The sequence below is a fragment of the Agrobacterium sp. a22-2 genome (genome assembly GCF_012276985.1).
In the GTDB taxonomy this organism is placed as follows: domain Bacteria; phylum Pseudomonadota; class Alphaproteobacteria; order Rhizobiales; family Rhizobiaceae; genus Allorhizobium.
Genome location: NZ_JAAXMM010000003.1, coordinates 158,579 through 169,983 on the forward strand (window position 1 = coordinate 158,579; position 11,405 = coordinate 169,983).

General features: G+C 61.8%; 11 protein-coding genes. 1 reads left to right on the top strand and 10 read right to left on the bottom strand.

The window, feature by feature from the left end:
• Window positions 1–5: 5 nt before the first annotated feature.
• The 9 genes from HFC70_RS06220 to HFC70_RS06260 form a co-directional block, all read right to left on the bottom strand.
• Window positions 6–1,589, bottom strand: a complete 1,584-nt coding sequence (locus tag HFC70_RS06220; RefSeq protein WP_168472351.1) for a GMC family oxidoreductase — start codon at window positions 1,587–1,589, stop codon at window positions 6–8.
• A gap of 82 nt (window positions 1,590–1,671) precedes the next feature.
• The gene (locus tag HFC70_RS06225) at window positions 1,672–1,971 is read right to left on the bottom strand and encodes a putative quinol monooxygenase (RefSeq protein WP_168472352.1); all 300 of its coding nucleotides are present in this window, start codon (window positions 1,969–1,971) and stop codon (window positions 1,672–1,674) included.
• Complete coding sequence (locus tag HFC70_RS06230; RefSeq protein WP_168472353.1) at window positions 1,971–3,485, bottom strand: amidase; 1,515 nt, start codon at window positions 3,483–3,485, stop codon at window positions 1,971–1,973. The genes HFC70_RS06225 and HFC70_RS06230 overlap by 1 nt, the downstream gene beginning before the upstream one ends.
• Before the next feature lie 86 nt (window positions 3,486–3,571).
• Window positions 3,572–4,276, bottom strand: coding sequence for an ABC transporter ATP-binding protein (locus tag HFC70_RS06235; protein ID WP_168472354.1), 705 nt, complete (start codon window positions 4,274–4,276; stop codon window positions 3,572–3,574).
• On the bottom strand, window positions 4,273–5,001 hold the full coding sequence (locus HFC70_RS06240; RefSeq protein WP_168472355.1) for an ATP-binding cassette domain-containing protein: 729 nt from the start codon (window positions 4,999–5,001) through the stop codon (window positions 4,273–4,275). The genes HFC70_RS06235 and HFC70_RS06240 overlap by 4 nt, the downstream gene beginning before the upstream one ends.
• Before the next feature lies 1 nt (window position 5,002).
• Entirely contained in the window at window positions 5,003–6,055 is a 1,053-nt protein-coding gene (locus HFC70_RS06245) for a branched-chain amino acid ABC transporter permease (RefSeq protein ID WP_168472356.1), read from the bottom strand.
• The gene (locus HFC70_RS06250) at window positions 6,055–6,921 is read right to left on the bottom strand and encodes a branched-chain amino acid ABC transporter permease (RefSeq protein WP_168472357.1); all 867 of its coding nucleotides are present in this window, start codon (window positions 6,919–6,921) and stop codon (window positions 6,055–6,057) included. Before HFC70_RS06250 ends, HFC70_RS06245 begins: the two co-directional genes overlap by 1 nt.
• An 86-nt stretch (window positions 6,922–7,007) precedes the next feature.
• Complete coding sequence (locus HFC70_RS06255; RefSeq protein ID WP_168472358.1) at window positions 7,008–8,246, bottom strand: ABC transporter substrate-binding protein; 1,239 nt, start codon at window positions 8,244–8,246, stop codon at window positions 7,008–7,010.
• Window positions 8,247–8,320: 74 nt separating this feature from the next.
• Window positions 8,321–9,370: a substrate-binding domain-containing protein gene (locus HFC70_RS06260; RefSeq protein WP_168472359.1), complete on the bottom strand. Its 1,050-nt coding sequence runs from the start codon at window positions 9,368–9,370 to the stop codon at window positions 8,321–8,323.
• A gap of 303 nt (window positions 9,371–9,673) precedes the next feature.
• Here HFC70_RS06260 and HFC70_RS06265 point away from each other — a divergent pair, with 303 nt between their 5' ends.
• Window positions 9,674–10,147, top strand: coding sequence for a MarR family transcriptional regulator (locus tag HFC70_RS06265; RefSeq protein WP_168472360.1), 474 nt, complete (start codon window positions 9,674–9,676; stop codon window positions 10,145–10,147).
• A 77-nt stretch (window positions 10,148–10,224) separates the two neighbouring features.
• On the opposite strand, the gene HFC70_RS06270 is transcribed toward HFC70_RS06265, so the two are convergent.
• Window positions 10,225–11,298, bottom strand: a complete 1,074-nt coding sequence (locus tag HFC70_RS06270; RefSeq protein WP_168472361.1) for a DUF2218 domain-containing protein — start codon at window positions 11,296–11,298, stop codon at window positions 10,225–10,227.
• Window positions 11,299–11,405 lie beyond the last annotated feature (107 nt).

The window sequence follows — 11,405 nt, forward strand, 5'->3', positions numbered from 1 at the left end:
TCTCCTTATGTTGCGAGAATCTTCTGGCAGGCGCGTTCGGCGACCATGATCGTCGGAGCGTTGAGGTTGCCGGACACCATGAGCGGAATGGCGGAGGCGTCGGCGATGTGCAGTCCCTCCAGGCCGTGGACCTTCATCGTGGCCGGATCGGTGACAGCCATGGCATCCACCCCCATGCGACAGGTGCTTGAGGGATGGTAGAGCGTCGTCATATGGCCTCGCACATAGTCGGCGATGTCCGCGTCCGAGACGCATTCGGCGCTGGGCGAAAGCTCATAATCGATCAGGTCGCGGATCGGCGATTGCGCCAGGATGCGCCGGTTGATCCGCACCCCCTCGACCAGAGTGGCCAGATCGGTGCCGGTCTCATCCGAAGCGAAATATCGGGGATCGATGGCCGGATGTTCCGTCGGATCGGCGGAGCGAAGACGGATTTCGCCGCGGCTGTTCGGCCTTTGCAGCACGCAATGGGCCGTGATGCCGGAACGCCCGCCCAGAAAACGGGCGTAATCGCGGTGCGGCGAGATCGCACCATAAAGCTGCAGATCGGGTTCCACGCCGTCGCGGCTGCACACGTGCGCGCCGGCGGCGACCCAGGGCGAAGTGCGGATCCCGGAACGGTGGTCCCGCCATTCGGCAAGACTCTGGTCCATCAGCTCCGCCGTCCAGGCCCCGATCCCCATCGGTTCCTTCGCGTAGAAGGAGATCGGAATATTGAGATGATCCTGAAGATCCTTGCCGACGCCGGGCAGGTCATGGACCGGCTTGACGCCGGCGACCGTCAATTCGTCCGCCGGACCTATGCCCGAGAGCATCAGGATCTGGCAGGTGCCGATGGTGCCGGCCGCCATGACCACTTCGCTTGCAGCGTGGGCGATTTCCGGAACGCCGTTGACCAGATACCGCACGCTGGTGACGCGGCCCTTGTCGAGGATGAGGCCGGTCACCAGAACGCCCTTCTTCAGGGTCAGATTGGGCCTCTCCAGCGCTGGGCGAAGATAGGCCTTGGCCGTGCCGAAACGCTCGCCGTTCTGGATGGTGAACTGGAAGAGGCCCGCGCCTTCCTGGTTCTGGCCGTTGAAATCCGGATTGAAGGCATAGCCCGCGGCCTGCGCCGCCTCGATCCACAGCCGTTCATGTCGGTCGATATAGGGCACGTTTTCGACAGGGAGGGGCCCTTGCGTGCCATGATGGGCGCTGTCGCGAAACTGCGCGTTGTTTTCGGACTGGAGGAAAACCGGCAGGACGTCCTTCCAGCTCCAGCCACGACATCCCGCCTGTTGCCAGGCATCGTAATCCGAGGCAAGCCCGCGCATGTAGATCATCGCGTTGAGCGATCCCGAGCCGCCCAGCATCTTGCCGCGCGGCCAGAAGATCCGCCGCCCGCGGCAACCGGCCTGGGGTTCGGTATGGTAACTCCAATCGGCTCTCGTGTTGAACAGGGTCACCCAGTCCGATGGGATATCTGACGCCAAAGGGGCCTCCTGTCCGGCTTCCAGCAGGAGGACCTTGCGGTTCCTGTCCGCGCTCAGGCGCAAGGCCGCAACGCAGCCCGCCGAACCGGCACCCACGATGATTGTGTCGTACATTGCGCCTTCCTGTAGCCGGATGGGTCGTTCCTGGAGCATCTCTGGTGCGGGACCGGCGGCCTTTCGGTCGCCGGTCTCCGTCTCATGCCTTGGTCGATGTCTCGATGGCGGTGACCAGGGTCACCGGCCCATCGAGGATCGGCCGGGCGATCGCGAAGAACGCTGCCACCGCGTCCGAACCGTTGTGCCTGTCCATCGCCGCTTTGTTCGTGAAGCGCTCGTAGGTGGTGAAGAGGCACGGATCCTCATCGCCCTGCGCGATGAAGAAGCCGACGGTCTCGGGTTCGTTCAGCCGGACATGGTCGGCAACCGCGAGCAGCGCGTCTCGCATCGTCGTTTCCTGTCCGGGCCTGGCGCGGATGATGGCGCTGAGCGTCTGCATCAGAAGGACTTCCAGTCGCCGTCCGCCTCGAAGGCACTGGCGGCCCGATAGATGGTCGCCTCGTCATAGTCCTTGCCGATCAGCATCAGGCCGACCGGCAAACCGTCGATCAGCCCGCACGGGATGGACATGGCGGGATGGCCTGTCACGTCGAACGGACTGGTGGTGGCGGTCATCTCGAAAGCCCGCGTGACGATCTCTTCGAGCGAGGCGTCCTTGCCGGGGATCGGTGTGGCGACGCAGGGCAGGGTGGGCATCAGCAACAGGTCGTATCGACCGAATACCGCATCATAGGCGGCCTTGGCGGCGATCGAGATGTTGCGGGCCTTGGCATAATAACGGCCGCGGTAATGGGTCAGGCCCCACTGGCCGACCAGCATGGTGAGCTTCAGCGTCTTCGACAGGTCGTCTGCCTTGTTGCGCCAAGCGGAATGGGCATCGAGCAGACCGACATCGTAAAGTCCCTTCCAGTTGAAGCCCATGCCATTGCCGTGCATCATCTGCGCCATGAAGCCTTCGAGCGTGATCGGGTTCCAGGCGGCGAGCGCATGCAGGTGTTCGGGGATGGAGACTTCCGAAATCTCGGCCCCCAGAGCCGCGAGACGATCGGCGCCGGCGCGAACCTTGTCGGCGACAGCAGCCTCCATGTTCGAGACCGCGAAGCCTTCCTTCAGCAGGCCGATCTTCATTCCCTTCACGCCCTTGCCGAGCGCCTCGGTATAGGCCGAGACCTTGGGCGCATACTGGCGCGGATCGAGACCATCGGCTCCGGCGAGCACTTCCAGCAGCAGGGCGTTGTCGGCGACCGATGCCGTCATCGGGCCGGTATGGTCGATGGTGGATTCAATCGGCATGACACCGGTATAAGGCACGAGGCCATGGGTCGCCTTCATGCCGTAGATACCGCAATAGGATGCGGGGATACGGATCGAACCGCCCTGGTCGCCGCCGATCGCCATGTCCGCTTCACCGGCAGCCACGAGGGCTGCACTGCCCGACGAGGACCCGCCGGCCGAATAGCCGAGGCGGTAGGGATTGTGAACGGGGCCGGGATCCGAGGTATGGCTGCCGCCAGACAGGCAGAAATGCTCGCAGACCGCCTTGCCGAGAATGGTGCCGCCGGCATCGAGAATGCGGGTGACGATGGTGGCGTCGGCAGCCGGAATGAAGCCTTCCAGTGTCGTGGCGCCGTTCATCATCGGCACGCCCGCCAGCGCGACATTGTCCTTGAGGACGATGGTCTTTCCGGCAAGCTTGCCCTCGGCCGCTCCCTTGACCTCGCTCTTGATCGCCCAGGCACTATATCGGTTGTCGGCGGCGGCAGGCTTGTAGCCCGGCGTACGAGGATATTTCACCGTAGGCAGCGGATTGGGCAATTCGTCGACGACGTCATAGGCGTCGAACATGCCGTCCATGAGCGCCCGATAGGCGGCAGCCTCTTCCAATGACATGGACATGTGGAGGCTTTCCGCCAGATCGGCGACGTCGGCAACTGTTGGGCGAGTGATGGACATGACTTATCCTTTCCTGTTGAGACAAGAGTGTTGAAGGCAATCGTGATGAAGGGGAGAGTGTCGTCGGCGCGACGGCTAGGCGGGCGCTAGGCCATGGCCGACATTCCGACCTCGCCGGCCAGGACGGCATTCCTGTCCAGTTCGCCGGTCATCCGGCCTTTCTGGATGTGCAGGATGCGATCGGACAGCGAGGTGATGAATTCAAGGTTCTGCTCGACGACGATCAGGGAGAGTTTCCAACGGTCCTTGAAGGCAAGGAGCGTTTCGATCATTTCCTCGATGATCAAGGGCTGAATGCCTTCGGTCGGCTCATCGAGCAGGATCAGGCGCGGCTTGGTGCAGAGGCATCGGGCCAGCGCCAGCAATTGCTGCTCGCCGCCGGACAGGGCGCCGCCGCGCCGGTCGAGGAGACGGACCAGACGCGGGAAATCTTCCAATACGGCGTCGATCACTGACTTGTCTTCCCTCGGTGCGGAGGCAAGTCCCATGCGCAGGTTTTCCAGGACGCTAAGGTCGGGGAAGATCTCGCGGCCCTGGGGTACAAGCCCCAGTCCGAGCCGTGAGCGTTCGAAGGGCTTCATCGCGGTGATATCCCGTCCGTCGAACTCGACCTTGCCCGAGGTTGCCGGCAGGTGTCCCATCAGCGTCCGCATGAGCGTCGTCTTGCCCATGCCGTTGTGGCCGAGGATGCCCAGATATTCGCCCGCTTCCATGGTCATGTCGACACCGGCGAGAATCGGTATGCGTCCGTAGCCGGAGCGCAAGTCCTTGACATTGAGGAGCCTGGTCATGCCGCCACCTTCTTTCCGAGATAGACATCGCGGACGCGCTGGTCGGCCAGTACGCGGTCGACCGTGTCCTCGATCAGCACCCGACCCTGGTGAAACACCGTCACGGTTTTGGCGATCAGTCGAATGAAGGCCATGTCATGCTCGACGACGACGATCGCCCGGGACTCGTTGATGTCGCGGATGATGTCGGCGGTGCGCAGCGTTTCCTCGTCGGTCATGCCGGCCGCCGGTTCATCGAGCAGGATGAGATCGGGTTCGGCCGCCAGCACCATGCCGATCTCCACCCACTGGCGTTGGCCGTGCGACAGCGTGGCGACGATGCGGCCCGCGTCCGGCGTCAATCGGATGAGGTCGAGAACGCTTGCGACGAGATGCGGCAATTGCAGGACGCTGGCCTTGCGGCGGGCGGCGAGCCATATGTTCTCCCTGACCGTCAGGCCATTGAAGACATTCGGCACCTGCGTCTTGATGCCGATGCCCATGCGGGCGATTTCGTGGGGCAGTTTGCCGGTGATCGGCTGGCCGCGAAAGGCGATGGAGCCGGATGTCGGGGTCTGTTGGCCGGTCAGTGATTTGAAAAAGGTGCTCTTGCCGGCGCCGTTCGGTCCGATGAGGCAGCGCAGTTCCATTTCCTGCAGCGTGAAGCTGATGTCATCATTGGCGACGACGCCGCCGAACCGCATGGTCAGGTTTTCCGTTTTGAGAAGCGGGGTGAGTTCGCCCATATCATTTGGCTCCTGCGGGATGCGCGATGGGAGGTGAGGCGGTCTCGGGGGACCTGCTGCGGCCGATGAGCGTGAACAGCCTGAGCAGCAGATCACGCGCCGTCGGCACGAGGCCGCGGGGGAGAAGCAGGACGAAGAGAACGAGTACGGTTCCCAATACCAGGTTTGCATTCAGCATCTGTTGTGATCCGATGCTGGCGACGATGTATTCGATGAGAATGCATCCGATGATCGGCCCGAGCAGCGTCCCAAGACCGCCGATGGTGATCCAGATGATGATTTCCGCCGAGAGCGACAGGCTGAAGATCGTCGGCCCGACGAATGCACCCCAGTTGACGTAGAGCGCGCCGGCGAGGCCTGCAATCGCCCCGCCGAAGATGAAGGCGACCAGTTTGATCAGCCGCGGATCGTAGCCGAGCAGCGAGGCGCGCGTTTCGTTTTCGCGCACGGCGACAATCACCCGTCCGAAGGGGCTGGCGAGCAGCAGGCGAAGGCCGAGATAGACGGCGAGCAGCGCACCTGCGGTCACCCACCAGCAGGCCTCGGGAGAAAGCGGGCTTGAGGGATCGAACGGCATGTTGAAGGTTGGTACGGCGGGAATGCCGTTGAAGCCGCCGAGCATGGCGTCGCCGATGCGATATTCGTCGCCGGACGTCGAGTTGACGACATTGAAGAGAATAAGCGTCACGGTGAGCGTGATGACGCCCAGATAGACGTCCGAGATCCGCCCGTAGAAGACGAAGTAGCCGAGGATTGCGGAAAACACCGCCGGGACGAAGATGGCGAGCAGGATGCCTTGGGTCGAATCCTGGAAATTGATCGCGGCAATGGCATAGGCATAGGCACCCAGACCGAAGAAGGCGGTCTGGCCGAAGGAAAGGATGCCGCCGAAACCCCAGATGAAGGCGAGGCTCAGGGACAGCACGGCCATGGCTGCAAACAGCGTGACTTGCATGAGCGTGAAGATTTCAAGCATTCCGGGCGCGAGCGCGATGACGACTATGGCGGTGGCGACGGCAAGTGCCTGAATCATAAGGCTGAGACGCTGGGTCATTAGAGGCTTCCCTTGAAGAACCGGCCGGAAATTCCCTGCGGAAGAAGACGAATGAGGAGGATCGCGGCGGTGAAGACGATGACTTCGCCATAGACGGGTGTCGTGAAATACGCGCCGATCTGGTTGACGGAGCCGAAAAGGCTGGCGGCCGACAGCGTGCCGGACAGGATCGCCGCACCGCCGCCGACGACGGTGATGAAGGCCTTGGCAACATAGGCGCCGCCCATGACCGGGGTGATGCCCGAGACCGGAGCGAGCAGCCCGCCGGCAAGGCCGGTGATCGCCGCACCCGCGGCGAAGGTGCCCATATAGACGCGGGCAGGATTGACGCCCAGCGAATTGGCCATGGCCGGGTTCTGCATCGTGGCGCGGGCCACGAGGCCAAGCCGCGTGAACCGCATGACGCCGTAGACGATGGCCATCATGATCAGCGCCATGGCGAGCAGGAAGAGCGTGTAGTAGCTCGACCGGTATTCACCGATGGAGAAGCCGCCGAGCGGCGTGGGGACGCCCTGGATGGTGTTGCCGAAGATCGTCGTGACGATGCCGATGATCAGCAGGCTGAGGCCCCAGGTCGCCAGCATCGAGTCGACCAGCCGACCGTAGAGGAAGCGGATCAGGCAACGTTCGATCACCAGGCCGACGAGACCGACGAAAACAGGCGCGATGACCAGCATCGAAATCCAGATATTGACGCCGGCATTGGTGGAAATGACCGTGGCATAGGCACCGAGCATGATGAACTCGCCATGGGCGAGGTTGATGATCTTCATCATGCCGAAGATGATTGCCAGGCCGAGGCACAACAGAAACAGCGATGCCGTGCCGTTGATCACGTCGAGCAGCAATATGATATAGATGTCCATGTCGATCCTTCGACGTCCGAGACGCTTTGCTGGGCGAGACGCTGTGCGGGAAGGGCGGCACTGGCCGTGCCGCCCGGTGCCGGTCGTCAGAGGTTGATCACGTACTGCTTGGTATCGTTCGGGTTCTTGACGAGGTCGCAGACGCTGGCGGTATCGAGCGGCTTGACGTCCTTGTAGCTCTCGAGCACCGACCACTTGCGATCCTTGACCTCGGCGAGAAAGGCATTGCGGGTCGTGTGGTGCGTGGCCTTGTCGATGGAGACGGTGCCGGTGGGACCTTCGAACGAAATGCCGGATTCCAGCGCTTCGAACACTGCCATGCGATCGAGGCTGCCGGCTTTGCGCACGCCCTCGGCCCAGAGATAGACGCCTTCATAGGTGGCTGCCGCCAACTCGCTGATATAGGGCGTATCGGGATGCGCCTTCTTGATCTTCTCGACGAAGGACTTGCTGGCCGGTGTGTCGAGCTCCTCGAAATAGCCGTAGGCGCCGAGGATGTCCTTGCTTTCGGCGGCGTCCAGCGTGCTCGGCTCGTTGACCAGGCCGAAGGTGGTGGAGGCGATCGGGATCTCACCCTTCATGCCGGCGGACGTCCACTGGCGGTAGAAGGCGGTGTGATTACCGCCGACCAGGGCCGAGAGAATGAGGTCCGGCTTGGCGGCCTGGATTTTCGAAATCGTCGTGCCGAAATTCGTCACGTCGAGCGGGAAGAAATCGGTCGAGACGACCTCGCCGCCATTGTCCTTGACGTATTTCGTCATCCATTTCGCGGTGATCTGCCCGTAATTGTAGTCTGCGGCAATGATATAGACCTTCTTGCCTGATTTCTTCATCGCAGACGGTACGAGCTTCTCGACGGTCTGGGCAGGCGTCGTGCCGGTGCAGAAGGTGTTGCGGTCGCAGACGCCGCCTTCATAGAGAACATTGTAGAAATAGGGCACTTTGAAACGGTCGAAGGTCGGGCGTACCGCCTCGCGGGATGCCGAGGTGATGCCGCCGTGGACTACGGCGACCTTGTCCTTCAGCGCCAGCTGCTGCGCATATTGGGAGTACATCTGGATGTTGGACTGGGTGTCGTAATGCACGACCTTTGTCGGGCGGCCGAGAAGGCCGCCGGCCGCGTTGATTTCGTCGACGGCGAGGTTCAGGGCATGAACCATCGGCACGCCGGAAGCGGCAATCGGTCCGGACTGATCGTGAAGGCTGCCGAGCAGGATCGGATCATCGGCTGCGAGCGCGCCATGGCGAAGAATGGCCGGCGCGGCGATGAAGGCGGCAGAGGTGAGGGCAGAACGATGGAGAAAGCGGCGGCGCGACAGGATCATGGTTTGAGTTCCCCTTGTTATGATCACGATGGGGATACTTAAAATTACAACATTTGAAAAGGCAAGTAATTTCTTCAAAGACCGTTGAGAATGGAAAACTCGTAGCCGTCGATGCGCGCCACATGGACCGGATGGCGACGGCCGACGATATGGGTCGCATCGTTTCCGCGCGCGGTTTTCTGCTGGGGCGTTCGGCCGAACACCTGTTTCAGGAGCCGAGTGTCGAAACTTCCGGCTTCCTCGACCATGGCTGCAAGCGAATAGATCCCCTCGTAGCAGGATTGACCGAAGGCATTGGCGGGCGGCGGGCTGTCGCCGTATGCGGTGTGATACCGCTCCAGAAATGCGCCGTTGTTGCGCGACCGGATGGATGCAAAATAAGCCGAGGAAACAAAGATGTTCTCGGTTTCATGTTCCCGAAGGCCATAGACGATCGTCTCGTCGATGGCTGAGGTGAAGCGGAGAACGCCGGGGGATAGTCCCACTTCGCAGAAAGCGCGGTTGAAGGCGATGCTGTCGGACCCGAGGAAATACGGAAACACCGCATCGGAACGGGTCGTCTTGATGCGGTCGAGGATCTTGTCGTAGTCGTGCACGCCGACGGGAACGTAGAGCTCGCCGGTCACGAGACCGCCAGCGCGGCGGATGAGTTCGCGGGCAATTCGCAAGCTGGAGCGTGGCCAGATATAGTCGTTGCCACACAGGAAGAAGCGTCGCGCGCCTTTACGCTCGGTCAGCCACCGGATCGCCGGTGCGATCAGTTCTTCTGAGGTCTCGCCCGTGGTCATGACGTTGCGTTCGGGCGCAAATCCTTCAAATTGCGGCGTGTAGACAAGCGGCACCCGGTCGCTGGTCACATTGGCGACCGACTCCCGGGCATAGCTGGGAATCATGGTGACGATCCCAGAAACGCGCTGCTCGTCGACGGCCTGCTTGGCGGCCATAGCCGCGGATTGGGCTGTGGCGCCGGCATCGATCACGCAGAGGTCGATATGCCGTTTCAGAATACCGCTGTTGCGATTGATTTCCTGGACGGCCATGCGGCCGCAGGCTTCAGCCGAAGGCGCCCAAAGCCCGGCGGAGCCGCTCTGGGCAATGAGTAGACCAATCCGCACATCATGCACAGTCAGCACCCCTTATGGTTACTTACATAACCGGACCAATCGCCAGGCCATGCAGGAACCATGCCATTCTGCAACGGGATGATATGAGCCTTGCCTGCCGCTCTGAGCGGCAATTCTATCCGATTGCGATGGAGATTCGGGTGCCCCACATCGGCGATGCGCCGTAATCATCAGCAGGCAATTTGCGATCTGCATAAATGTTGTGCGCAGGAATTCTCAGAGGAGCCTTGCCTGAATCAGTAGAAAAATTATATGGAGAATGAAATATTGAAAAGGAACGTATCGGCATGGGAGGTCAATCGCGTGCAACTGGCTGACCTTATTTGCGGCGCCAATCGAAAGATCGAGCAGTCCATCGAAGCGGGCCTGAAGCCTCACGGCGTCTCGATCGAGCAGTATCGGGTGTTGATGGCGCTCTCCTTGAGCAATGCCATGCCGATGGGAGAACTGGCGGCAAAGGTATTCGTCGACTCCCCGACGCTGACCAAGATCATCGACAAGATGGTGGCGACGGCCGATGTCTACCGAGGCCCGGATCCCCAGGACCGTCGTCGTGTTCTGGTTTTCCTCTCCGACAAGGGCAGGAATGCGTTCAGCAACTTCCAGGCAATCGGCGTGGCAGCCGAGCGAAGATTCGTTGCGAAACTCGGCGAACGGCGCTGTTCGGATCTGGAAAAGGCTTTGTTGGTATTGCTAGCGGAAACAGGGCCAGGCGATGGCAAGGCATCGGGCGTGGTCGACGGCCAAAACGGCCAGTTTGCAGATACGACGCTCTGATTTGGCATCGTTCGCCTGCGCCGACCGTCAGGATGCCGCCTTTTGCTGTCGACATACGCCGCGTTGCTGTTTGAGCGTCAGTCGCGCGCTGCCACGCCCCGCTCCCAGTACCACGCCACATACTTCAGTTTCCGGTCATGATTGCGGGTCTTCAGGACGCCTTTGATGGTGCGCACATCCTTCTTTTCGCAGGCGACCCAGATGAAGGTGTCCGCCTCGAGAGGGGCGATTGCGTTGATAGCCTCGTCAGCGAGCATCCCCGTTGAGCCGGTCGGGTAGTTGGCGCGGTGGAGCCATTGCACATCGAGGGTTCCGCGGGTGGTGAGCACCTGCTGCTCGGCCTCGTCCTCGACTTCGATGATTGCCTGCAGGCGCGTGCCCGGCTCAGCTTCGGCGGCAATGCGGGCGATTGCCGGCAGGGCCGATTCGTCGCCGACGAGCAGGATCCGGCTCGCCTTGGGCATGTCGCCGCCGCCGGGGCCAATCAGCGCCACGGTTTGGCCTGGCTGCGCATCTCGGGCAAAATCGGCGCCCGGAGTGTGGACGCCGGGTGCCGGATGCTGGAGAAAATCGATCCACAACTCGCGGCGCTCCACATCCACGGCGCGGATCGTATAGATGCGCACGACAATCTTGTCCTCGCCCTTGGGCCAGGCGAGGCGGCCGTCTTCGCGGATGCCGGGCCAGACCGGCGGCCGTCCTTTGGGCGGGACCAGCAGGCGGACATGCATGTCGTCGCGCATGAAGGGCGAGATGTCGGCGCAGGAAAACTTGACCCGGCGCATGCGCGGGGTCACGTCCTCGGCCGAGACGACCGTCATCTCATAGAGGTTGGACGGAGAGGCCGGTGGCGGCAATTCGGACCAGTTGAGCTCGAACGGATCGTCGCCGGCAAAATAGAAGAGATGTTCGGCCAGCATGGTCCGCACCAGCTGGAGTGCTTCGTCGCTTGGGCTGTTCAGTTCGATCAACAATCGATCGCCCTCGGCGCGAATGTCCGCCGTGCCGATGTCGCTTTTCAGCAGGACGTGGTTTCCCGTGCGCAGAACGTCGGAATGCTCAGTGAAATGTTCGGCGATTTCGTCGAGCATGCCGATCGCATCCTTCGGCAGGGCGGTGCCGGAGAGCTTGAAGTCCTGGATTGCGATCATGGCCGGTGTTCCTTCTTGACGTCTCGCATGGGCATCGATGTTTCATTGGCCACCACGCCTGATCGGTCCGCCCTGCGGTGCAGACCGATCGGCATCCTCGGCATGCG